We start from the raw sequence: 22,661 nt of genomic DNA, 5'->3' as shown, positions 1-22,661 counted from the left end.
TCGGTACCGTCCGCGCTCACTTGGCCGTCTCGGCGACGAGCCGCTCGACCGCGTCGACGGCCTCGCCGATGGCGGCCGCGTTCTGGCCGCCGCCCTGGGCGACGTCGGGCTTGCCGCCACCGCCGCCGCCGAGGGTCTTGGCGGCCGTACGCACCAGGTCACCGGCCTTGAGACCGCGCTCGCGGGCGGCCTCGTTGGTGGCGATGACGGTGAGCGGCTTGCCACCCGCCGTGGTGAACAGGGCCACCACGGCGGCCCGTCCGCCCTGGATGCGGCCGCGCACGTCGAGAACCAGCTTGCGCAGGTCGTCGGCGCTGGTGCCGTCCGGGACCTGGCCGGTGACCAGAGCCACACCCTGGACGTCCTTGGCGGACCCGGCGAGACCGGCGGCGGCCTGCAGGACCTTCTCCGCGCGGAACTTCTCGATCTCCTTCTCGGCGTCCTTCAGCTTGCCGAGCATGGCGGAGACCTTCTCGGGCAGCTCCTCGGGACGGCCCTTGATCAGCTCCTGGAGCTGGGCGACGACCGTGTGCTCGCGGGCGAGGAAGTTGTAGGCGTCGACACCGACGAGGGCCTCGATACGCCGTACGCCGGAGCCGATCGAGGACTCGCCGAGCAGCTTGACCAAGCCGAGCTGGGAGGTGTTGTGCACGTGCGTGCCGCCGCACAGCTCCTTGGAGAAGTCGCCGATGGTCACGACACGGACGCGCTCACCGTACTTCTCGCCGAACTCGGCGATGGCGCCCTGCTTCTTGGCCTCGTCGAGGCTCAGGATCTCGGCGTGCACGTCCAGGTCGCGGGCGAGCACCTCGTTGATCTTCTGCTCGACGTCGGTCATGACGGCCGTCGGAACGGCCGAGGGGGAACCGAAGTCGAAGCGGAAGCGGCCGGGCTGGTTCTCGGAACCGGCCTGGGCGGCCGTCGGACCGAGGGCGTCGCGCAGCGCCTGGTGGGTGAGATGCGTGGCCGAGTGGGCGCGGGCGATGGCCGTCCGGCGACGGGAGTCGATGGTGGCCTGGGCCTGGGCGCCGACGGTGACCTCGCCGACCTGGACGACGCCCTTGTGCACGTACACACCCGGGACGGGCTTCTGGCAGTCGCGGATCTCGATGACGGCGCCGGTGTCGACCTTGATGCGGCCGGTGTCGCCGATCTGGCCGCCGCCCTCGGCGTAGAACGGGGTGCGGTCGAGGACGATCTCGACCTCGTCGCCCTCGGTGGCGGCGGGCGAGGAGACACCGTCGACCAGGATGCCGACGATGCGCGACTCGCCGGCGGTGCGGTCGTAGCCGATGAACTCGGTCTCACCGGCGGCGTCGGCGATCTGGCGGTAGGCGCCGAGGTCGGCGTGGCCGGTCTTCTTGGCCTGGGCGTCGGCCTTGGCCTTGTTCCGCTGCTCCTTCATCAGACGCCGGAAGCCGTCCTCGTCCACCGAAAGGCCCTGCTCGGCGGCCATTTCGAGGGTGAGGTCGATCGGGAAGCCCCAGGTGTCGTGGAGCAGGAAGGCCTTGTCGCCGGCGAGGACCGTGCCGCCGGACTCCTTGGTGTCCGTGATGGCCGTGTCGAGGATGTTCGTGCCGGCCTTCAGGGTCTTGAGGAAGGCGGCCTCCTCGGCGAGGGCCACGGTCTCGATGCGCTGCCGGTCGGTGACGAGCTCCGGGTACTGCTGGCCCATCATCTCGATCACGACGTCGATGAGGTCCTTGACGACCGGACCGGTGGCGCCGAGCAGCCGCATGTTGCGGATGGCGCGGCGCATGATGCGGCGCAGGACGTAGCCGCGACCCTCGTTGCCGGGGCTGACACCGTCGCCGATGAGCATCACGGAGGTGCGCATGTGGTCGGTGACCACGCGCAGCGAGACGTCGGAGTCGTGGGCGGCGCCGTACTCGACGCCCGTCAGCTCGGTGGCCTTCTTGATGACGGCCATGGAGGTGTCGATCTCGTACATGTTCTGCACGCCCTGCAGAATCATGGCGAGGCGTTCCATGCCGAGGCCGGTGTCGATGTTCTTGCTGGGCAGCTCGCCGAGGATCTCGAAGTCCTCCTTCGAGGTGCCCTCACCGCGCTCGTACTGCATGAAGACCAGGTTCCAGATCTCCACATACCGCTCGTCGTTGACGGCGGGGCCGCCCTCGACGCCGAACTCGGGGCCGCGGTCGTAGTTGATCTCGGAGCACGGGCCGCAGGGGCCGGGGACGCCCATGGACCAGTAGTTGTCCTTCTTGCCCAGACGCTGGATGCGCTCGGCCGGGACGCCGATCTTGTCGCGCCAGATGGTCTCGGCCTCGTCGTCGTCGAGGTAGACCGTGATCCACAGGCGCTCGGGGTCGAGGCCGTAACCGCCCTTGTCCTGGGGCGAGGTGAGCAGCTCCCAGGCGTAGGTGATGGCGCCTTCCTTGAAGTAGTCGCCGAAGGAGAAGTTGCCGCACATCTGGAAGAACGTGCCGTGCCGGGTGGTCTTGCCGACCTCTTCGATGTCGGGCGTGCGCACGCACTTCTGCACGCTGGTGGCGCGCGACCACGGCGGCTTGACCTCACCGAGGAAGTACGGCTTGAAGGGGACCATGCCCGCGGGGACCAGGAGCAGAGTCGGGTCGTCCGCGATGAGCGACGCCGAGGGAACGACGGTGTGACCGCGCTCCTCGTAGAAGCTCAACCAGCGGCGGCGAATCTCGGCCGACTCCATCAGTGGTCCTCATTCCGGTTGTACGAGTACGTCGACCTCTCGACGTACGTCGGGTTCTTGCTGTGTCTCGGACTGTTCTCGATCGCGGCGATGCGCCGGGGCGCGGGCAGCTCGGGGCGGTGATCGAGCCCGAGCGCCTCGTCCAGTTCGGCCTCCCGCTCGGCCATGCCGTCGCGGACGTCGAGCGCGAAGTCCTTGAGCCGGTGCCCGGCCTCGATCGCCTTGTTCGCGGCCTGGGCCGCGAGGCTCTCGGGGGTCAGCTGCTTGAGCTTGCGGTTGACCTTGGTGGTGGCCCACACACCCGCGGCTGCGCCGGCGGTGAACCAGAACGTACGGCGGAACATCGCTGCGTCAGTCCTTCTTCCGCTTTCCCCGTCGCGCGGACGGGACGGTGCGGCCCACGATCACGGTACGACGGGAGGCCTTGGGGGGCACATTGTCCTTGCGGCCGCCGATGGCCCGGCGGACGCCGTAGCCGAACGCCGCGACCTTCACCAGCGGGCCGCCGAAGGTGGACGCGACGGTCGTGGAGAGCGCCGACGCGTTCGAGGTGACCTCCTGGACGTCCGACGCGATGGCGTCGACCCGGTCGATCTGGGTCTGCGCGGAGCGCACCGCCGCGGAGGCGTCGGCCAGCAACGGGACGGCCTGGTCGGTCACGTCCGCCACCAGCTTGGTGGTCGCCCTGAGCGTCTGGGCCAGCCTCGCCAGTGCGACGGCGAGGAAGGAGACCAGGATCGCCCAGAAGACGGCCACCAGGATCCCGGCCACCTCTCCACCGGACACTGTCGCACCCGCTCCCTAGTACGTGCCTGCCAGTACGTGCCTGGACATCGTGTCTGAACATCAAAAAGTCGTCCCCCGAGCCTATCGCGCCGGGGCCGCCGCTCCGTACCGCATTACCGGCTGCCCGGCCCGTAGTTGCGCGAAGCGATTGTACGGACCGCTTACGGGTCAGTACGCTCCGTGTCCCATGCGAGCTTCTGAGTGCTCCGACCGGTCCACGCCCGGCAATCTGCCCCTGGAACTCAACGCGTTCGTGGGTCGCGCGGCCGAACTCGCACAGCTGGCGGAGACGCTGCGGCGGGCCCGCCTGGTGACGGTGACGGGCATGGGCGGCGTGGGCAAGTCGCGCCTCGCGGCACGGGCCGCGGTACGGATCGGGCCGCGCGACGGCTCATGGCGGGTGGAGCTGGCCTCCGTACGCGATCCGGATCTCGTCGCGCACGCACTCGTGGAGGCCCTCGGTCTGGCGCACCAGACGTCGAGACCACCCCGCCGACTGCTCCTCGACCATCTCGCCGAGCGTCAACTCCTGCTGGTCGTGGACGGGTTCGAGCATCTGGTGGACGCGTGCGCCGCGCTGGTGGGCGAACTGCTGCGGCATGCGCCGGGGCTGCGAGTGCTCGCCGTGGGCCGCAGACCGCTGGAGGTCGAGGGTGAGCTGCTCTTCCCGCTGGCCCCGCTGCCCGAGCGGGAGGCCGCGGAGCTGTTCACGGACCGGGCGGCGGCCCGGGTGCCCGGGTTCGCGCTGGACGACGGCAACCGGGCGCACGTCCTGGAGCTGTGCCGACGCCTGGACGGGATCCCGCTCGCCGTCGAGCTGGCTGCGGGCCGGCTGAGCGCCCTCTCCCCCGGGCAGCTGCTGTCCCGGCTCGAGGACCGCTTCCGGCTGCTGACCGGCGGCGGGCGCGACGCCCTGCCACGCCACCAGACGCTGCGGACGGCGATCGGCTGGAGCCATGAGCTGTGCACGTCCGAGGAGCGGCTGCCGGGCGCGGTGAGCGAGGACGTCCGCCGGGTCTGCGAGGACCACGGGGAGCGCTGGGCGCTCGCGTACGCGCAGTATGTGCTGGCGTACGAGGCCCAGGCCGCGGGTGATCCGGGGCGCGCCCGGGATCTCCTGGAACAGTGCCTGGACACCGGGCACGCCTTCCACGACCTGCTCGGCACGGTCCTCGCGATCGAACTGCTGGCGCTGGTCACGGAGGCGGAGGGCGATCCGGCCGAGGCCGCGCTGCTGCAAGGGGCGGCGGCCCGGCTGTGGCCCTCGGTGGGCCTGCCGCTGTTCGGCTCGGCGTACTACAACGCGCCGCACGAGCGGTGCGAGGCCGGTGCCCGGCGGCGGCTGGGCGACGAGCGGTACGAGGAGTGCGTACGGGCGGGGGCACGGCTCGGGCGGGAGGCGGCGGTGGCGCGGGCACTGCGGCGGCCGGGGCCCCGGCCGCTGGGTGCGGTGCCCGCGCCGCGCGGGCTTCCCCCGGACACGCGCAAGCCCGCCGTCTCGCCCACCTCGAAGGGCGGGGAGACGACGGGCTGACACGCAGGTGGTGCCGCGTCCGCTGTAAGACGATCAGCGGGCGTAGTACTCGACGACGAGCTGCTCGTCGCAGATCACCGGGATCTCCTTGCGGTTCGGCTCGCGGTCCAGGCGGAAGGCCAGGGCCGGGAGGTTCACCTGGAGGTAGCGCGGGGTCTCGCCGTCGGGGGCGAAACCACCGGCGCGGGAGACCTCGAACAGGGTCTTGCTACGGCTGCGCTCGCGGACCATCACGACGTCGTCGGGACGGACGCGGAACGAGGGCTTGTCGACCTTCTGGCCGTTGACCTCGATGTGGCCGTGGACGACCATCTGGCGGGCCTGGTAGATCGTGCGGGCGATGCCCGAACGCAGGACCAGCGCGTCGAGACGGCGCTCGAGCTCGATGATCAGGGCCTCACCGGTCTTGCCCTGGACCTTGGAGGCACGCTCGTAGGCGCGGACGAGCTGGCGCTCGGACACGTCGTACTGCGCGCGCAGACGCTGCTTCTCGAGCAGACGGACCTTGTAGTCCGAGTTCTGCTTGCGGCCACGGCCGTGCTCGCCCGGCGGGTAGGGGCGGGCCTCGAAGTACTTGACGGCCTTCGGGGTCAGCGCGATACCGAGGGCACGCGACTTCTTGACCTTGGGGCGGGACTGATTCGCCACTTTTTCTCTTTCTTCGATTTCGGCTCACCAGAGTTAAGGGAGGTCGCAATCCGCAGCCCGGGAAACCCTCCTCGTCCCTACGGACGGGGCGGGCAGCCGCTCCTGGGTCTGGGCACATACGTGCAGCACGCGAGTGGCCCACCGACCGTTCCCGGAGACCGGGTGGTGGTGGGCTGCCCGCGACACCTTCGACGGTGCGCGACGCTCCTGGAATCCCTCCGTGGTGGCAGGGGCTCCGGCTGGATGTCCCGTTCTGGTGGTGCCGACCGGAGCCGGACACGGGACGCAGCGCTTCGGGTCATGTTACAGGGTGGTCAGGACCGTCCTCTACCGAGGCGCTTCCTGGTCCACTCGACCGCGTCCGCGTAGCGCGCCTCGGCGCCGTGCCGGGTCGGTGTGTAGTACTCGCGGTTCTTGAGCTCTTCCGGGGCGTACTGCTGGGCGGCGATGCCCTCGGGCAGGTCGTGCGGATACACATACCCCTGGGCGTGCCCGAGCTTGGCCGCGCCCTTGTAGTGCCCGTCGCGCAGATGCATCGGCACCGGGCCCGCGTGCCCCTTGCGTACGTCCTCCATCGCGGCGCCGATGGCCATCGTCGCGGCGTTGGACTTCGGGGCCAGGGCCAGGGCGATGGTGGCGTGGCTGAGGGTCAGGGCGGCCTCGGGGAAGCCGATCATGGCGACGGCCTGGGCGGCGGCCACGGCTATCGGCAACGCGTTCGGGTCGGCGAGGCCGATGTCCTCGCTGGCGGAGATCATCAGGCGGCGGGCGATGAAGCGGGGGTCTTCGCCGGCCTCGATCATCCGGGCCAGGTAGTGCAGCGCGGCGTCCACGTCGGAGCCGCGGATGGACTTGATGAGCGCGCTCGCCACGTCGTAGTGCTGGTCGCCGTCGCGGTCGTACGTCACGGCGGCGCGGTCGACGGTCTCCTCCAGGGTCTGGAGGGTGATCTCCTGCTCGCCTTTGTCGAGCGCCGCGCCGGCCGCCGCCTCCAGGGCGGTCAGCGCACGGCGGGCGTCTCCCCCGGCGATGCGCAGCAGGTGCCGCTCGGTGTCCTCGGGGAGGGTGACGGCCTCCTTGAGGCCGCGCTCGTCGGTGAGCGCCCGGCGCAGCAGGCCGCGCAGGTCGTCATCGGTGAGCGGTTCGAGGGTGAGGAGGAGGGAGCGGGACAGCAGCGGGGAGATCACCGAGAAGTACGGGTTCTCGGTCGTCGCGGCGATCAGGGTCACCCAGCGGTTCTCGACGGCCGGGAGCAGGGAGTCCTGCTGGGCCTTGCTGAAGCGGTGGATCTCGTCCAGGAAGAGGACGGTCTCCTTGCCGAAGCCGCCGGTGGCGCGGCGGGCGCCGTCGATGACCGCGCGGACTTCCTTGACGCCCGCGGTGATCGCGGAGAGCTCCACGAAGCGCTTGTTGGTGGCCTTGGAGACGACGTACGCGAGGGTCGTCTTGCCGGTGCCGGGCGGGCCCCAGAGGATCACCGAGGACGGTCCGGCCGGCCCGCCGTTCCCCTCGCCGACAAGTCTGCGCAGGGGTGAGCCCGGCTTCAGCAGATGCTGCTGGCCCACGACCTCGTCGAGGGTACGCGGGCGCATCCGTACGGCCAGGGGGCTGCTGGACGGGTCCTTCTCCTGGCGTTCTTCTGCTGCGGCGGTGAACAGGTCGGGCTCCACGTCCAAAACCCTATGTCACACCACTGACAATCCCCGCAGGGCTGTCAGCTGGTCCAGAAATCCCACCAGCGGGTCAGGATCAGCATCCCGATGATCCCGATGTGCATGACGGGCAGGACCCAGGTGAACTCGCCGAAGAAGCTCTTCAGCCAGCGTGGGGCGGGCAGGAAGTTGTTGCGGATGTTCGACGAGGTCACGTACCAGAACATGATGATCGTGGCGACCCAGGCCAGCGAGCACCACAGGCACAGCGAGTTGATCCGGTACAGCGACTGGAACTGCAGCCAGGTGCAGAATCCGACACCGAAGAGGGTGCCGGCGTTGAAGGTCAGCCAGTACCAGCGCGGGTAGGTGGCCCGCGCGAGCAGGCTCATCCCGACGCAGATCACGATGCCGTACGCGACGAGACCGAGCATCGGGTTGGGGAACCCGAAGGCCGCGGCCTGCTTGCTCTTCATGATGTTGCCGCAGGAGACGACCGGGTTCAGGCTGCACCCCGGCACGAAGTTCGGGTTCTCCAGCAGCTTGAACTTGTCGATCGTGATGACCCACGCGGCGAGCAGACCGGCCGCACCGGTGATCACCAGCAACAGGGCGAGCGCCCGGCTGCCGCCGACCGTCCGGGGACCGTCGGAGCGTTCCTGGTCGATGGAGACGTCCTTGACTGTCGTCTTGCTCATCACGCCGTTTCCGTAGTCTCGAAGGGCCTGCGGGCAACCGACATTGTGCCGCACCCAGATGTGTGTCCACCGTTCGATGGACATAAGGAGGTACGCACGGTCGTCCCGGAACGTTCGCTTCGGCGGCAGGCTCGACGGCATGACAACACACGCGAACGAACTCGCGGTGGACGTACGGGGGCTGCGCAAGCAGTACGGGGACGTGACCGCCGTCGACGGCATCGATCTCGGCATCCGCCGCGGCGAGGTGTTCGGCCTGCTCGGACCCAATGGCGCGGGCAAGAGCACCACGGTGGAGATCCTCCAGGGCAACCGCGGGCGGGACGCGGGCGAGGTGTCCGTGCTCGGCGCGGATCCAGCGACGGGCACACGCGCGTGGCGCTCGCGGGTCGGCATCGTCTGGCAGGACGAATCGGCGCCCGCGGAGTTGACGGTCGGCGAGACCGTACGGCACTTCGCCCGCTACTACCCGAGGCCCCGCGACCCGGAGGAGGTCATCGGGCTCGTCGGTCTGGAGGCGAAGACGGACAGCCGCGTCAAGGCGCTCTCGGGCGGCCAGCGCAGGCGTCTGGACGTGGCGCTCGGGGTGATCGGCGGCCCCGAGCTGCTGCTCCTGGACGAACCGACGACCGGCTTCGACCCGGCCGCCCGCCGCCAGTTCTGGGACCTGATCCGGAAACTGGCCGACGAGGGCACGACCATCCTGCTCACCACCCACTACCTGGAGGAGGCGGAGGCACTGGCGGACCGGCTCGCGGTCGTCGCGCGGGGCCGGGTCGTCGCGGAAGGCGAACCCGCCGCGCTGCGCGAACGCTTCGGCACCGAGGCGACCGTCGAGTGGACGGAGGCCGACGGCACCGAGCGCCGTGAGCGCACGGACACCCCCACCCGCACGGTCGCCGAGCTCACCCGCCGCTTCGACGGCGAGATACCCGGGCTGAGCGTGACCCGCCCGACCCTGGAGGACGTCTATCTCCGCCTGACCGGACAGGAGAGCGCGCGATGACCCTGACGACCGAACGCGTACGCAGTGAGGCGTCCTCGGGGGGGCTGCCCGGAGCCTGGGGGCTCGGCCTGCGGCGGGGCGCCCTGGAGATCAAGCAGTTCTTCCGTCAGCGCGACCAGGTGGTGTTCACCTTCGCCTTCCCCGTCGTCTTCCTGTTCCTCTTCGCGTCGATCTTCAAGGACGACGTGCGGGGCGCGGGCATCACCGCCTCCCAGCTGTACGTCCCGGCGATGATGGCCGCGGGCATCATGTCCACGAGCTTCCAGTCCCTCGGCATCTCCATAGCCATCGAGCGGGACGAGAAGGTGCTGCGGCGGCTGCGCGGCACTCCGATGCCACCGGCCGCGTACTTCCTGGGCAAGATCTGGCTGGTTCTGGTCACCGGTCTCCTGGAGACGGCGATCCTGCTCGTCGTCGGCACGTCGCTGTACGACGTGAAGCTGCCCTCGGATCCCGCCAAGTGGGCCGACTTCGCCTGGATCTTCGTCCTGGGCCTGACGGCCTGCGCCCTGCTCGGCATCGCGATCAGCTCGGTCCCGAAGTCCGGCAAGAGCGCCACCTCCGTCGTCGTACTGCCCTTCCTCGTGCTGCAGTTCATCTCCGGGGTCTACATCGCCATCGACACGATCCCCGGCTGGATGCTGAACATCGGCGCCCTGTTCCCGCTGAAGTGGATGTGCCAGGGGCTGCGCGGAGTGTTCCTGCCCGAGTCGGCGAAGGTCCTGGAGCAGGCGGGCGGCTGGGAGTTCGGGCGGATCGCCCTGGTGCTGGGGGCGTGGTGCGTCGGAGGATTGCTGCTGTGTCTGCTGACCTTCCGCTGGAAGAACCATCGCGACGGATGACCGAACGGGTCGCCGGACCTGGCGGCGCGAAGAGCTCGTACACCTGGGACCGCTCCTTCCGGCTCTGGGACTCGTACTTCGCGATCGTGTGTGTGGCCACCCTGGTGTTCGTGCTCGGCACGGGGCATCCGGGGTGGCACCTCCGCCTCGTCTCGGCGGCGCTGCTGGTGGCGCTGATTCCCTGGTACGTGGCGGTGGGGCGCCCCGTCCTCAGCGGCGACCCGCCCGACGAACGCCGGGCCCTCGGCTATCTCGCGGGAGCGATCGTGCTGTTCCTGCCGTCGGGGATCCTCGTCGGCGAGACCCGGCTGATGGCCTTCGCGCTCGTCCCCCAGTGCTTCATGGCGCTGCGGCTGCGCTGGGCGCTCGCGGCCGTGACGGTCATCAACATCGCGCCGGTGGTGGGTTGGGCGCTGCTGTGGTGGCCGAGCGACCAGGACGTCTTCTTCAACTCGCTCTTCGGCGTGGTCACCCTCGTCTTCGCGGTGGCCTTCGGCAACTGGACCATCCGCATCATCGAGCAGAGCCAGGAACGGGCCGAGCTGATCGCCGAACTGGACGCCAGTCGCCACGAGCTCTCCCGGCTCTCGTCGGCACACGGCGCGCTGGCCGAACGGGAACGGCTCTCCCGGGAGATCCACGACACACTCGCACAGGGCTTCACGAGCCTGCTGATGCTGGTGCAGGCGGTCGAGGCCGAACTCGACCACGACGTCCCGCAGGCCCGCCGCCACCTGTCCCTGATGGCGGAGACGGCCCGGCAGAACCTCGCCGAGGCGCGGGCCCTGGTCGCCGGAGGCGCGCCCGCCGACCTCGACGGGGCCTCGCTGCCCGACGCGCTGCGCCGGCTGGCCGCGCGCCACGAGGCGACGGTCGACATCACCGGACCCGCACGCGCGCTGCCCGCCGGGCCCGAGGTCGTGGTCCTGCGCTCCTGCCAGGAGGCGCTCGCCAACGTCCGTAAACACGCGGGGACTTCGTCGACGATCGCGGTCGCCCTGACGTACGCCCACGACTGCCTGACCCTCTCCGTACGGGACGACGGCCCCGGCTTCGACCCCGCCGCGCCGACCGGCGGCTACGGTCTGACCGGGCTGCGCGCCCGGGCCGCGGAAGTGGGCGGCAGGGCCCAGGTGCGCAGCGCGCCCGGCGAGGGCACGACCGTCACCGTCCGCCTGCCCGTTCCAAGGAGTGACTCGTGATCCGCATCGTCCTGGCCGACGACCATCCCGTCGTACGGGAAGGGCTGCGCGCGATGCTCAGTGCCGAGCCCGACCTCGATGTGATCGCCGACGCGTCGAGCGGCCCGCAGGCGGAGGCGCTGGCGGCCGAACTCCGGCCGGACATCGTCCTGATGGACCTGCGGATGCCGGGGGGCGGGGGTGTCGACTCGATCGTGCGGATGACCGAGGCGGGGCTGGGCTGCCGGGTCATCGTGCTGACGACGTACGAGACGGACCGGGACATTCTGCGGGCGGTCGAGGCCGGAGCCGCGGGCTATCTCCTGAAGGACCTCCCCCGCGCCGAACTCGCCGACGCCGTCCGCTCCGCCGCGCGCGGTGAGACCGTGCTGGCACCCTCCGTCGCCGCCCGCCTCGTCGATCAGCTCCGCACGAAGCCGGAGCGGCCGAGGTTGTCCGAGCGTGAGACGGCGGTGCTGCGGCTGGTGGCGGAGGGCTGCACGAACGCCGAGATCGGGCGCCGCCTGTTCATCGGCGAGTCCACCGTGAAGACCCACCTGCTGCGGGCCTTCACCAAACTGGGGGTGGACGACCGCACCGCGGCGGTGACGAGCGCGATGCGCTTCGGCCTGCTGGACTGACCTTCTCCCGCCCCGGGGGGCTGCGCCCCCAGCCCCCCCGGGTGTGTTCCCTGTCTGCGGGCGGGTGGGGGCTGGTCGCGCAGTTCCCCGCGCCCCTTAAGAGCGCTGGCGCGCATCTTTCAGCCCGTCCGGCGTATGAGGACGAGGCCGTTCAGGCCGATGGGGGTCTGGGGGCGGAGCCCCCAGGGACAGGATGGGTCGGGTAGGGGCGGCGGGGGCGGGGAACCCGGTTCTCAGCCCAGTCGCGTCTCGAGCTCCGCCACGATCTCGTTCACACCGATCGCCACCTGCTCACCGGACTCCATGTCCTTGAGCTGGACGACACCCTCGGCGAGATCCCGCTCACCGGCGACGATCGCGTACCGCGCCCCCGACCGGTTCGCGTTCTTCATCGCCCCCTTGAGCCCCTTGGAACCGTAGGAGAAGTCGGCGGCGACACCGAGCTTGCGCAACTCGGTCACCTTGGCGAAGAGCACCCGGCGGGCCTCCTCCCCCAGCGGAACGGCGAACACGCTCGTGGCCGCGGGGAGTTCGAGCGAAACACCCTCCGCCTCCAGGGCGAGCACCGTACGGTCGACGCCCAGTGCCCAGCCCACCGACGGCAGCGCGGGACCACCGATCATCTCGGACAGCCCGTCGTAGCGCCCGCCGCCGCCCACCGCGGACTGGGAGCCCAGACCGTCGTGGACGAACTCGAAGGTGGTCCGCGTGTAGTAGTCCAGGCCGCGCACCAGCTTCGGGTCGTCCTCGAAGGAGACGCCCGCGGCGGTGATCAGCTCACGCACCTCCTCGTGGTACGTCTTGCACGCGTCGCACAGGTAGTCGCGCAGCAGCGGCGCACCCACCAGCTGCTTCTGCACGTCATCGCGCTTGTCGTCGAGGACCCGCAGGGGGTTGATCTCGGAACGGCGCAGCGTGTCCTCGTCCAGGTCCAGGCCGCGCAGGAAGTCCTGCAGGGCGGCCCGGTAGACCGGACGGCACTCCTGGTCGCCCAGCGAGTTCAGCAGGATGCGGAAGTCACGCAGGCCCAGCGAGCGGTACGCCTGGTCCGCGAGGATGATCAGCTCGGCGTCGAGCGCCGGGTCCTCGGCCCCGATCGCCTCGGCACCGACCTGCGAGAAGTGGCGGTAACGGCCCTTCTGGGGGCGCTCGTAGCGGTAGTAGGAGCCCGAGTACCAGAGCTTGACGGGGAGGTTGCCGGCCTTGTGCAGGTTGGCCTCCAGCGCGGCGCGCAGTACGGAGGCCGTGCCCTCGGGACGCAGGGCGAGCTGGTCGCCGCCCTTGGTCTCGAAGGCGTACATCTCCTTGGTCACGATGTCGGTGGACTCACCGACGCCGCGCGCGAAGAGTTCGACGTTCTCGAAGCCGGGCGTCTCGATGTAGCCGTAGCCGGAGTTGCGCAGCGGCGCGGCGATCGCCTCGCGCACGGCGAGGTACTTGGCGCTCTCCGGCGGGATCAGGTCGTACGTGCCCTTGGGGGCCTTGAAGGTGCTCACGAAAGTCTCTCGTCACATTCCTCGTCGGGGAGCGGGCTCGGCGCCGCGCGCTTGGCGGTCCGCCGCCACCTGCCGCAGATACGGGTTGGTGGCGCGCTCCTGGCCGATGGTCGTCTGGGGGCCGTGGCCGGACAGCACCACGGTCGAGTCGTCGAGCGGCAGGCACACACGGGCCAGCGAGCCGAGCATCTCGTCCATGTCACCGCCGGGCAGGTCGGTGCGTCCGATGGAGCCGGCGAAGAGCAGATCTCCCGAGAAGAAGACCGGCGGAATGTCTGATCCGTCGCGGGCTTCGGGCATCCGGAACGTCACCGACCCCTTGGTATGGCCGGGCGCGTGCGCGACGGACAGCTCGAGACCGGCCAGCTCCAGCCGCGTGCCGTCGGTCAGCGTCCGTACGTCGTCCGGCTCCCCCACGGTCAGCTCGCCCATCAGCGGCATGCCGATGGACCGGCCGAGCGCCCGCTCCGGGTCGCTCATCATGTACCGGTCGTCGGGGTGGATCCAGGCCGGTACGTCATGCGCGCCGCAGACGGGCACGACCGAGGCCACGTGGTCGATGTGGCCGTGGGTGAGGAGGACGGCGACGGGCTTGAGCCGATGCTTCTTGAGTGCGTCCTCGACTCCCTGGGCGGCCTGGTGGCCCGGGTCGATGATCACGCACTCCTCACCGGCGGCGGGGGCGACCAGGTAACAGTTGGTGCCCCAGGCCCCGGCGGGGAACCCGGCAATGAGCACGATCGTCCTTCGTGGTGGGCGTACGCGTGGTGCCGTACGGGGTGGCTGGCTGTGGATCAGAGCCTACCGGCGCTGCCGTTTCCTCAGCTAACCCATATACGGTACGGGGCACACGCAGGCGGTCGGCTCACAAGACGCACGCGTCCCACTTGACGTACGAGACGCATGAGGAGATAACCCGGTGGTCACCCAGGAACAGCGGCGGCGTCAGCTCGCCCGGGAGAAGTTCTTGCGGCAGCAGCAGCGGCGTACGGCCGCGCGGCGCAAGTCACACATGCGCAACACGGTGGTCGCGTCGGTCCTCGGCGTGATCGTCGTCGGCGGTGTGGTGTCGTACGCGACCGGGGTCTTCAAGAACGACGACAAGAAGGCCAACGCGGGCGCGGAAGTCAGCCCGAGCGCCTCCGCGCCCACCAAGGCGCCGGACCCGTGCGCCAAGCCCGCCGAAGGCGCGGTGAAGTCGCTGAGCTGGAAGAAGGAGCCGGCGATGAGCATCGACAAGTCGGCGGACTACACGATGAAGCTGGCGACGACCTGCGGCGACATCGACATCGCGCTGAAGACGGCCGCGGCCCCGCACACCGTGAACTCGTTCGACTTCCTCGCGAGCAAGGGGTTCTTCGACCACACCAAGTGCCACCGGCTCACCACGAACGGCATCTACGTGCTGCAGTGCGGTGACCCGAAGGGCACCGGCACCGGCGGTCCCGGGTACACGATCCCGGACGAGAACCTGAAGGACACCACCCTCAAGGGCGGTGTCTACCCGGCGGGCACGCTCGCGATGGCGAACCAGTACAACGCCCAGACGAAGCAGGGACGCAACACAGGCGGCAGCCAGTTCTTCCTCGTCTACCAGGACAGCCAGCTGCCGGCCGACTACACACCGTTCGGAACGATTTCCAAGTCCGGCCTCACGGTTCTCAAGAAGATCGCCGCGGCCGGAGAGAGCACAGGCCAGGGCGACGGGGCGCCCAACGCGACGGCCGTGATCAACAAGATGACCGTGACGAAATCCTGACCGTCAACTGCGAAATTTCGGTCGCGCTGGATGCGGACAGCCGCCGGGCTGGTCGCCTATGTTGGCCGTGACGAAACTGTGGACGATGCCCAGGGGCGCTGAAGCCCCTCGCAGGCATCATGTGGAGGAGGCGCTGTGAGCAGCGACCCGTGGGGCCGCGTCGACGAGACGGGGACCGTGTACGTGCGTACCGCCGACGGCGAGCAGGTCGTCGGTTCCTGGCAGGCCGGCTCGCCTGATGAGGCGCTGGCCTACTTCGAGCGCAAGTACGAAGGCCTGGTTGTCGAGATCGGCCTCCTCGAGCGGCGAGTGAAAACCACCGACTTGTCGGCGAAGGACGCCCAGATCGCGATCGGTCATATCCGCGAACAGGTGGACGCCCACCACGCGGTCGGCGATCTGGACGCGCTGAAGAAGCGGCTGGACAAGCTCGTCAAGACGGTCGACGCGCGCCGTGAGGAGCGCAAGGTCCAGCGTGCGAAGCAGTCCGACGAGGCGCGGCACGCCAAGGAGGCGCTGGTCGTCGAGGCGGAGGAGCTGGCGCAGAGCGACCAGTGGCGAGCGGCCGGCGAGCGGCTGCGCTCGCTGGTGGACACCTGGAAGGGGCTGCCGCGACTCGACCGTAAGTCGGACGACGAGCTGTGGCACCGCTTCTCGCACGCGCGCTCGGCGTTCTCCAAGCGCCGCAAGGCGCACTTCGCCTCGCTGGACGCGCAGCGCGAGGACGCCCGCAAGATCAAGGAGAAGCTGGTCGCGGAGGCCGAGTCGCTGTCCGCCTCCACGGACTGGGGTCCGACGGCGGCGCGTTACCGCGAGCTGATGGCGGACTGGAAGGCCGCGGGCCGCGCCCAGCGCGAGCACGAGGACGACCTGTGGAACCGCTTCCGCGGCGCCCAGGACGTGTTCTTCGCGGCGCGCAGCTCGGTCTTCGCCGAGCGGGACGCCGAGCAGTCGGAGAACCTGAAGCTCAAGGAGGAGCTGGCCGAGGAGGCCGAGAAGCTCGTCCCGGTGCAGGACCTGAAGGCCGCCCGTGCCGCCTTCCGTTCCATCAACGAGCGCTGGGAAGCCATCGGCCATGTGCCGCGCGACGCCCGCCCGAAGGTCGAGGGGCGGATGCACGCGGTGGAGCGGGCTCTGCAGGAGTCCGAGGAGACCGAGTGGCGCCGGACCAACCCGGAGGCACGCGCGCGTGCCGAGGGTCTGACCGGTCAGCTGCAGGCCGCCGTGGACAAGCTCCAGGGACAGATCGAGACAGCGCGCGCCGCCGGCAACGCGTCGAGGGCCGACAAGCTCCAGAAGGAGCTCGATGGCCGTCAGGCACTGCTGGACCAGGCGTTGAAGGGTCTGCAGGAGTTCGGCGGCTGAGGCTGCCGAGGCGGCTGGGTTTTCCCGCCACTACGTAGAGGGGCTCCCGTACGGTTCGTACGGGAGCCCCTCTACGTAGTGGCCCGTCGACGGGCCGCCGGGCCGCGGAACTCAGGACCCGTCGGAGGGCCTGCGCGCCGAGGTCACCCGGTACACGTCGTACACGCCCTCCACGCCCCTGACCGCCTTCAGGACGTGCCCCAGGTGCTTGGGGTCGCCCATCTCGAAGGTGAAGCGGGAGGTGGCGACGCGGTCGCGGGAGGTCTGGACGGCCGCGGACAGGATGTTGACGTGCTGATCGGACAGCACGCGGGTGACGTCCGACAGGAGCCGGGAGCGGTCCAGGGCCTCGACCTGGATGGCGACCAGGAAGACCGAGGACTGGGTGGGCGCCCACTCGACGTCGAGGATGCGCTCGGGCTCACGGGACAGCGAGTCCACGTTGACACAGTCGCTGCGGTGAACCGACACACCGCTGCCGCGGGTGACGAAGCCGATGATCGGGTCGCCCGGCACGGGCGTACAGCAGCGGGCGAGCTTGACCCACACGTCGTCGACACCCTTGACGACGACGCCGGGGTCGGCGTTGGAGCGGCGCTTGCGGCCGCGTCCGCGCGCGGGCGGGACACTCTCGTCGATCTCCTCGGTGGCCGCCTCCTCGCCGCCGAGGGCCTGCACCAGCTTCTGCACGACGCTCTGCGCGGTGACATGGCCCTCGCCGATCGCCGCGTACAGCGACGAGATGTCGGGGTAGCGCATCTCGTGCGCGAGGGTGACCAGGGAGTCGCCGGTGAGGATGCGCTGGATCGGCAGGTTCTGTTTGCGCATCGCGCGGGCGATGGCGTCCTTCCCTTGCTCGATCGCCTCGTCGCGGCGCTCCTTGGAGAACCAGGCGCGGATCTTGTTGCGGGCGCGCGGGGACTTCACGAAGCCCAGCCAGTCGCGGGAGGGGCCCGCGCCGGCCGCCTTGGAGGTGAAGACCTCCACCAAGTCGCCGTTGTCCAGGGTGGATTCGAGCGGGACGAGGCGTCCGTTGACCCGTGCGCCTATCGTCCGGTGGCCGACCTCCGTGTGGACCGCGTACGCGAAGTCCACCGGTGTCGCGCCGGCCGGGAGCGCTATGACGTCGCCCTTGGGCGTGAAGACGAAGACCTCGTTGCGGGAGAGGTCGAAGCGCAGGGACTCCAGGAACTCGCTCGGGTCCTCGGTCTCCTTCTGCCAGTCGAGCAACTGGCGCAGCCACGCCATGTCGTTGACGGTGTCCTGGCCCGCGCTCCCCTTGGCGGCCCGGGGCACATCCGTACGGATCTTGGAGGAACCGGCGACGGTCTCCTGCTTGTACTTCCAGTGCGCGGCGATGCCGTACTCGGCGCGGCGGTGCATGTCGAACGTGCGGATCTGGAGTTCGACCGGCTTGCCGTTGGGGCCGATGACCGTCGTGTGGAGCGACTGGTACATGTTGAACTTGGGCATCGCGATGTAGTCCTTGAACCGGCCGGGGACCGGGTTCCATCGCGCGTGCACGGTGCCGAGGGCGGCGTAGCAGTCCCTGACGGTGTCCACGAGAACACGGATGCCCACCAGGTCGTAGATCTCCGCGAAGTCACGGCCGCGGACGATCATCTTCTGGTAGACGGAGTAGTAGTGCTTCGGGCGGCCGGTGACGGTCGCCTTGATGCGGGCGGCGCGCAGGTCGGACTGGACCTCGTCGGTCACTATGGCGAGGTATTCGTCGCGCTTGGGGGCGCGCTCGGCGACCAGGCGGACGATCTCGTCGTACATCTTGGGGTAGAGGATCGCGAAGGCGAGGTCCTCCAGCTCCCACTTGATGGTGTTCATGCCCAGGCGGTGGGCGAGCGGCGCGTAGATCTCGAGGGTCTCGCGCGCCTTCTTCTCCTGCTTCTCGCGCTTGAGGTAGCGCATGGTGCGCATGTTGTGCAGGCGGTCGGCGAGCTTGATGACCAGGACGCGGGGGTCCTTGGCCATGGCGACGACCATCTTGCGGACGGTCTCGGCCTGCGCGGCCTCGCCGAACTTGACCTTGTCGAGCTTGGTGACACCGTCGACGAGCAGCGCGACCTGGTCGCCGAAGTCGCGCTTGAGCGTGTCCAGGCCGTACTCGGTGTCCTCGACGGTGTCGTGCAGCAGGCCCGCCATCAGCGTGGCCGGGTCCATGCCCAGCTCGGCGAGGATCGTCGTCACGGCGAGCGGGTGCGTGATGTACGGGTCGCCGCTCTTGCGCTTCTGGCCGCGGTGCCAGCGCTCGGCGACCTGGTAGGCCTTCTCGATCTGCCGCAGCGTCGACGTCTCGATCTTCGGGTCGTTGCTGCGCACTATCCGTAGCAGCGGCTCCAGGACCGGGTTGTACGGGTTCGAGCGCTGCACGCCGAGCCGGGCCAGGCGGGCGCGGACACGGTTGGAGGAGCTGCTGGGACGGCCGGAGGGGGCGGCTGCGGGACGGACCGCCGGGGTGCTCGCGGGGCGCTCGGAACGGGCCGGCTTGGGGCGTGGCTGCTCGGCCGCCTTGCCGTCGGGGGCGGTCTGGGCGTGCTCGACCCGCCCGCTCGTGGCGTTCTTGGCGGGCGTCGCCGCGGGGGCCGAGGCAGGCTCGGGCTTGGCGGCGGTGAGTGGCTGGGCCTCGTCTGGCAAGAGGGCTCCTCGTGCGCGTTCCGGGTCCCCCGGTCAGGCTCCGGAAACCCCATGGTAGCGATCCTGGGCGTCGGACTCGCTTTCGGCCGCTGTGACGGCCTCCTACAGGAGGAACGCGAGAGGCGGGCTCCGGATTCCTCCGGGCCCGCCTCCACGGTGTCCTATGGGTGTCTCAGGGCCTTCCCAGGCCTTTCCCGGGGCTTTCCCCCAGGTGCCGCGACCACGGCCCTCAGACCTTGAGGAGCGCCTCCAGCGGAGCGCCCGCGAGAGCCGGCTCCAGACGGCCTCGGCCGCCGAGGAAGCCGAGCTCCATCAGCACGGCGACGCCCGCGACCTCGGCGCCCGCCCGGCGGATGAGCTGGAGCGAGGCCTCGGCGGTGCCGCCGGTGGCGAGGACGTCGTCGACGACCAGGACGCGGTCGGCCACGCTCAGGTCCTCGGCGTGCACCTCGATCTCGGCCGAGCCGTACTCCAGGTCGTACGACTGCGACAGGGTCGCTCCGGGGAGCTTGCCCGCCTTGCGTACGGGGATGAAGCCGATCCCGGCGCGGACGGCGACGGGGGCGCCGAGGATGAACCCTCGGGCCTCCAGGCCGACGATCTTCGTGGCCTCGGCCCGCACGGCGATCTCCGCCAGGGCGTCGGTGAGCGCCGTGAAGGCCGCCGGGTCCGCCAGGAGCGGCGTGATGTCCTTGAACATCACCCCCGGCTCCGGGTAGTCGGCCACGTCACGGATCCGGCTGAGCAGCAGCGTCGTGATGTCGGTGAGCTCGGTCATCGGCGCTTCCCCGAAGGTCGGCCACGGCCTCGGTTGCGGGACGCGGGCTGGTTGCGCGGGCCGACGACCATCGGCCCGTCGTCCTCCGGCTCGTCGTCCAGCATCACCTCGGTGACCTCGGTCTCCAGGGGCTCGCCCTTCGCGGCGGCCTGGGCCCGCTTGGCGAGGACGCGCTTCCTGAGGGCCTTCATCTGCGGCTCGCGTTCCTTGAGGTCGGCGACGAGCGGCGTGGCGATGAAGATCGAGGAGTACGCACCGGCCGCGAGGCCGACGAACAGCGACAGCGAGATGTCGTTGAGCACGCCCGCGCCGAGGACACCGCCACCGATGAACAGCAGGCCCGCGACCGGCAGCAGCGCGACCACCGTGGTGTTGATCGAACGGACCAGGGTGCCGTTGATCGAGCGGTCGGCGATCTCGCTGTACGTGTAGCGGGTCTGCTTGGTGATGTCCTTCGTCTGCTCCTTGAGGCTGTCGAAGACGACGACCGTGTCGTAGAGCGAGTAACCGAGGATGGTGAGCAGACCGATCACGGTGCCCGGGGTCACCTCGAAGCCGACCAGGGCGTAGATGCCGACCGTGATGGTGATGTCGTGGATCAGGGCCACGAGCGCGGCCACGGCCATGCGCCACTCGAACGCGATCGCCAGGTAGATCACGACCAGGACCATGAAGATCGCCAGGCCCTCCCAGGCCTTGTTGGCGATCTGGTCACCCCAACTGGGGCCGACCAGGTCCGCGTTGATCTTCTCCGAGTCGACGTTCAGGTCCTTGGCGAGCTCGTCCTTGATCTTGTCGGACTTGTCCGTGTCGATGCCTGCGACCTGGATGCGCAGTCCGCCGTTGCCGAGCTTCTGGACGACCGCGTCGTGGCCGGACGCGTTCTGCGCGTACGTCTCGGCCTGCGACACCGAGACGCTGGTCTTCTCGGTGGTGAAGACGGCGCCGCCCTGGAACTCGATGCCCATGTTCAGGCCGCGCACCGTCAGGCCGAGGATGGCCGTGATGGTGATCAGGATCGAGATGCCGTACCAGATCTTGCGCTTGCCGACGAAGTCGTAGCCGATCTCGCCGCGGTGGAGCCGGGCGCCGAGGGTGCCGAGTTTCGACATCTCACGCCTCCTTCGGGTCGACGGGGGCGGAGGGACGGCGAGTACGGCGCAGCAGTGGTTTGGCGCCCAGCGCCTTGGGGTCTAGGCCGGACCACTTGTGGCCGCTCGCGTAGAACTTCCGGCGGGCGAGGAGCGTCATCAACGGCTTGGTGAAGAAGAAGACGACGACCACGTCGAGCACCGTGGTCAGACCGAGCGTGAACGCGAAGCCCTGGACCTTGCCGACGGTGACAATGAAGAGCACCGCGGCGGCGAGGAACGACACGAAGTCGGAGACCAGGATGGTACGCCGGGCGCGCGGCCAGGCACGCTCGACGGCCGGGCGCAGGGAGCGGCCCTCGCGGATCTCGTCCCGGATGCGTTCGAAGAACACGATGAACGAGTCCGCTGTGATACCGATCGCGACGATCGCACCACAGACGGCAGGCAGGTTCAGTGCGAAGCCGATGGCGGGACCGAGCAGCGCCATGAGCACGTAGGTCAGGATGGCGGAGACCATCAGGGAGGCGATGGCGATGACCGACAGGCCCCGGTAGTAGACCACCAGGTAGATCATGACCAGGCCGAGGCCGATGGCGCCCGCGACCAGACCGGCGTGCAGCTGCTCGCCGCCGAGCGCAGCGGTCACCGTGGTGACGCTCGACTCCTTGAAGTCGAGCGGCAGCGCGCCGTACTTCAGCATGTTCGCCAGGCTCTGCGCCTCGGTCTGGTCGAAGCTGCCGGAGATCTCCGCGCTGCCGCCGGTCAGCGCCTGCTGGACGAACGGGTCGGAGACCACATCACCGTCGAGGACGATCGCGAACTGGTTCTGCGGGGACTGGTTCTTCGCGAGCTTGCCGGTGATGTCGGCGAACTTCTTGGAGCCACCGGAGGTGAACTCCATGGTGACCTTCCAGCCCGCCGCGCTCTGGGTGTCGAAGACCGCCGCGGCGCTCTTGATGTCCGTGCCCTTGACCTCGGCGGGGCCGAGGACGTACTTCTGCCACTGGCCCGAGGTGTTGTTCTTGCCGCAGGCCACGGTGGGATCGGTGGCCTTGGAGCCTTCGCCGGCCTTGGCGCGCTGCGCCTTGTCCGTGCAGTCGAGCGCGGTGTACTGGGCCTGGAGCTTGGTGGCCGCGGCACTGGCGCTCGCGCTGCCGCTCGCCGACGGCGAGGCGCTGGAGGAGCCCGAAGGGCTGGCCGAGGAGCTCGCGGAGCTGCTCGCGGACGGCGTGGAGTCGGCCTTCAGGGCGTCGGTGACCGCACGGCCCTGGGACGTGGCGGAGGCCGTCGGGCTCGCGGAGCTCGACGAGGTCGCCTTGTCGGTGGCCTTGTCCGTGGCCTTGTCCGTGGCCTTCGAGGAGGAGCTGCTCGAAGCGCTGGGGGACGGACTGGCCGACGCGGCCGAACCGGAGACCTCGGTGGCCAGGACCGGGCGGAAGTAGAGCTTCGCGGTGGTGCCGACCTGATCCCGGGCTTCCTTGGAATTCGTGCCCTTGGGGATGTTGACAATGATGTTGTCGGATCCCTGGGTCTGCACCTCGGCCTCAGAGACGCCGAGACCGTTGACACGGCGGTTCATGATGTCGACCGCGGTGTTCATGTTGGTCTTGTTGATCGCGTTCGGCTGGCCCGGCTCGTTCTTCGCCGTGAGCGTGATGCTCGTGCCGCCGGCGAGGTCGATGCCGAGACGCGGGGTGGGGTGCCCGGAGAGGAACATCCCCCCCGTGAGCGCCGCGATGGCGATCAGGATGAGGGCCAGCGAGCGCCCCGGCCTGCTCTGGGCGCTCGCGCTCCGGCCCTTCTTCGGTGCTGCCACCTTCTCGTACTCCCTCTCGGGCCGCCG

Annotated in this window: 19 protein-coding genes; 7 read left to right on the top strand and 12 right to left on the bottom strand. The window is 69.7% G+C overall.

The window, feature by feature from the left end; genetic code table 11:
• Positions 1-16: 16 nt before the first annotated feature.
• The 3 genes from alaS to OG819_RS27595 are packed head-to-tail and all read right to left on the bottom strand — an operon-like array spanning position 17 to position 3,475.
• Positions 17-2,689: an alanine--tRNA ligase gene (alaS, locus tag OG819_RS27605; RefSeq protein ID WP_266416334.1), complete on the bottom strand. Its 2,673-nt coding sequence runs from the start codon at positions 2,687-2,689 to the stop codon at positions 17-19.
• Positions 2,689-3,033, bottom strand: coding sequence for a DUF6167 family protein (locus OG819_RS27600; RefSeq protein WP_266416331.1), 345 nt, complete (start codon positions 3,031-3,033; stop codon positions 2,689-2,691). The genes alaS and OG819_RS27600 overlap by 1 nt, the downstream gene beginning before the upstream one ends.
• 7 nt (positions 3,034-3,040) lie before the next feature.
• Positions 3,041-3,475, bottom strand: coding sequence for a DUF948 domain-containing protein (locus OG819_RS27595; protein WP_101406251.1), 435 nt, complete (start codon positions 3,473-3,475; stop codon positions 3,041-3,043).
• Positions 3,476-3,662: 187 nt separating this feature from the next.
• Here OG819_RS27595 and OG819_RS27590 point away from each other — a divergent pair, with 187 nt between their 5' ends.
• Positions 3,663-5,009: an AAA family ATPase gene (locus OG819_RS27590; protein ID WP_266651427.1), complete on the top strand. Its 1,347-nt coding sequence runs from the start codon at positions 3,663-3,665 to the stop codon at positions 5,007-5,009.
• Positions 5,010-5,042: 33 nt separating this feature from the next.
• Here the strand turns inward: OG819_RS27590 and rpsD are convergent, their stop codons facing one another.
• From rpsD to OG819_RS27575, 3 genes are all read right to left on the bottom strand, one after another.
• Entirely contained in the window at positions 5,043-5,657 is a 615-nt protein-coding gene (rpsD, locus tag OG819_RS27585; protein ID WP_054233962.1) for a 30S ribosomal protein S4, read from the bottom strand.
• 314 nt (positions 5,658-5,971) lie between these two features.
• On the bottom strand, positions 5,972-7,327 hold the full coding sequence (locus OG819_RS27580; protein ID WP_266623136.1) for a replication-associated recombination protein A: 1,356 nt from the start codon (positions 7,325-7,327) through the stop codon (positions 5,972-5,974).
• Between the two features lie 44 nt (positions 7,328-7,371).
• A complete protein-coding gene (locus OG819_RS27575) occupies positions 7,372-8,007 on the bottom strand; it encodes a vitamin K epoxide reductase family protein (protein ID WP_266416322.1) in 636 nt (211 codons plus the stop codon).
• 139 nt (positions 8,008-8,146) lie between these two features.
• On the opposite strand from OG819_RS27575, the gene OG819_RS27570 reads away from it, so the two are divergent.
• Genes OG819_RS27570 through OG819_RS27555 form a run of 4 tightly spaced genes read left to right on the top strand, consistent with a single transcriptional unit; the run spans position 8,147 to position 11,677 of the window.
• Positions 8,147-9,013 (top strand): ABC transporter ATP-binding protein, encoded by an 867-nt coding sequence (locus OG819_RS27570; RefSeq protein WP_266416319.1) that lies wholly within the window; start codon positions 8,147-8,149, stop codon positions 9,011-9,013.
• On the top strand, positions 9,010-9,855 hold the full coding sequence (locus OG819_RS27565; protein ID WP_266623139.1) for an ABC transporter permease: 846 nt from the start codon (positions 9,010-9,012) through the stop codon (positions 9,853-9,855). Before OG819_RS27570 ends, OG819_RS27565 begins: the two co-directional genes overlap by 4 nt.
• Complete coding sequence (locus OG819_RS27560) at positions 9,852-11,057, top strand: sensor histidine kinase (RefSeq protein WP_266651426.1); 1,206 nt, start codon at positions 9,852-9,854, stop codon at positions 11,055-11,057. The genes OG819_RS27565 and OG819_RS27560 overlap by 4 nt, the downstream gene beginning before the upstream one ends.
• Complete coding sequence (locus OG819_RS27555) at positions 11,054-11,677, top strand: response regulator transcription factor (RefSeq protein WP_266416313.1); 624 nt, start codon at positions 11,054-11,056, stop codon at positions 11,675-11,677. Before OG819_RS27560 ends, OG819_RS27555 begins: the two co-directional genes overlap by 4 nt.
• 233 nt (positions 11,678-11,910) lie before the next feature.
• On the opposite strand, the gene hisS is transcribed toward OG819_RS27555, so the two are convergent.
• Both hisS and OG819_RS27545 read right to left on the bottom strand, forming a co-directional pair.
• The gene (gene hisS, locus OG819_RS27550; RefSeq protein WP_266651425.1) at positions 11,911-13,173 is read right to left on the bottom strand and encodes a histidine--tRNA ligase; all 1,263 of its coding nucleotides are present in this window, start codon (positions 13,171-13,173) and stop codon (positions 11,911-11,913) included.
• A gap of 12 nt (positions 13,174-13,185) precedes the next feature.
• Complete coding sequence (locus tag OG819_RS27545) at positions 13,186-13,911, bottom strand: MBL fold metallo-hydrolase (protein ID WP_266623144.1); 726 nt, start codon at positions 13,909-13,911, stop codon at positions 13,186-13,188.
• A gap of 181 nt (positions 13,912-14,092) precedes the next feature.
• Here OG819_RS27545 and OG819_RS27540 point away from each other — a divergent pair, with 181 nt between their 5' ends.
• Positions 14,093-14,932: a peptidylprolyl isomerase gene (locus tag OG819_RS27540; protein ID WP_266651424.1), complete on the top strand. Its 840-nt coding sequence runs from the start codon at positions 14,093-14,095 to the stop codon at positions 14,930-14,932.
• Between the two features lie 135 nt (positions 14,933-15,067).
• On the top strand, positions 15,068-16,297 hold the full coding sequence (locus OG819_RS27535; protein ID WP_266651423.1) for a DUF349 domain-containing protein: 1,230 nt from the start codon (positions 15,068-15,070) through the stop codon (positions 16,295-16,297).
• 111 nt (positions 16,298-16,408) lie between these two features.
• Here OG819_RS27535 and OG819_RS27530 read toward each other — a convergent pair whose 3' ends face one another.
• From OG819_RS27530 to secD, 4 genes are all read right to left on the bottom strand, one after another.
• Complete coding sequence (locus OG819_RS27530) at positions 16,409-18,946, bottom strand: bifunctional (p)ppGpp synthetase/guanosine-3',5'-bis(diphosphate) 3'-pyrophosphohydrolase (RefSeq protein WP_266623150.1); 2,538 nt, start codon at positions 18,944-18,946, stop codon at positions 16,409-16,411.
• A gap of 229 nt (positions 18,947-19,175) precedes the next feature.
• Complete coding sequence (locus OG819_RS27525; RefSeq protein ID WP_266416297.1) at positions 19,176-19,724, bottom strand: adenine phosphoribosyltransferase; 549 nt, start codon at positions 19,722-19,724, stop codon at positions 19,176-19,178.
• Positions 19,721-20,836, bottom strand: coding sequence for a protein translocase subunit SecF (gene secF / locus OG819_RS27520; RefSeq protein WP_266623152.1), 1,116 nt, complete (start codon positions 20,834-20,836; stop codon positions 19,721-19,723). Before secF ends, OG819_RS27525 begins: the two co-directional genes overlap by 4 nt.
• A 1-nt stretch (position 20,837) precedes the next feature.
• A complete protein-coding gene (gene secD / locus OG819_RS27515) occupies positions 20,838-22,634 on the bottom strand; it encodes a protein translocase subunit SecD (protein ID WP_266623154.1) in 1,797 nt (598 codons plus the stop codon).
• Between the last annotated feature and the right edge of the window lie 27 nt (positions 22,635-22,661).

It is taken from the genome of Streptomyces sp. NBC_01549 (assembly GCF_026339955.1).
Classification (GTDB): domain Bacteria; phylum Actinomycetota; class Actinomycetes; order Streptomycetales; family Streptomycetaceae; genus Streptomyces.
Note: the sequence above shows the minus strand (reverse complement) of the source record. Positions and strands in the feature narration are given on the sequence as shown.

Excerpts from the sequence above, each read along its gene's own strand:
- alaS (WP_266416334.1), bottom strand. The coding sequence starts at position 2,689 with ATGGAGTCGGCCGAGATTCGCCGCCGCTGGTTGAGCTTCTACGAGGAG.
- OG819_RS27600 (WP_266416331.1), bottom strand. The coding sequence starts at position 3,033 with ATGTTCCGCCGTACGTTCTGGTTCACCGCCGGCGCAGCCGCGGGTGTG.
- OG819_RS27590 (WP_266651427.1), top strand. The coding sequence starts at position 3,663 with ATGCGAGCTTCTGAGTGCTCCGACCGGTCCACGCCCGGCAATCTGCCC.
- OG819_RS27575 (WP_266416322.1), bottom strand. The coding sequence starts at position 8,007 with ATGAGCAAGACGACAGTCAAGGACGTCTCCATCGACCAGGAACGCTCC.
- OG819_RS27570 (WP_266416319.1), top strand. The coding sequence starts at position 8,147 with ATGACAACACACGCGAACGAACTCGCGGTGGACGTACGGGGGCTGCGC.
- OG819_RS27565 (WP_266623139.1), top strand. The coding sequence starts at position 9,010 with ATGACCCTGACGACCGAACGCGTACGCAGTGAGGCGTCCTCGGGGGGG.
- OG819_RS27560 (WP_266651426.1), top strand. The coding sequence starts at position 9,852 with ATGACCGAACGGGTCGCCGGACCTGGCGGCGCGAAGAGCTCGTACACC.
- OG819_RS27525 (WP_266416297.1), bottom strand. The coding sequence starts at position 19,724 with ATGACCGAGCTCACCGACATCACGACGCTGCTGCTCAGCCGGATCCGT.
- secF (WP_266623152.1), bottom strand. The coding sequence starts at position 20,836 with ATGTCGAAACTCGGCACCCTCGGCGCCCGGCTCCACCGCGGCGAGATC.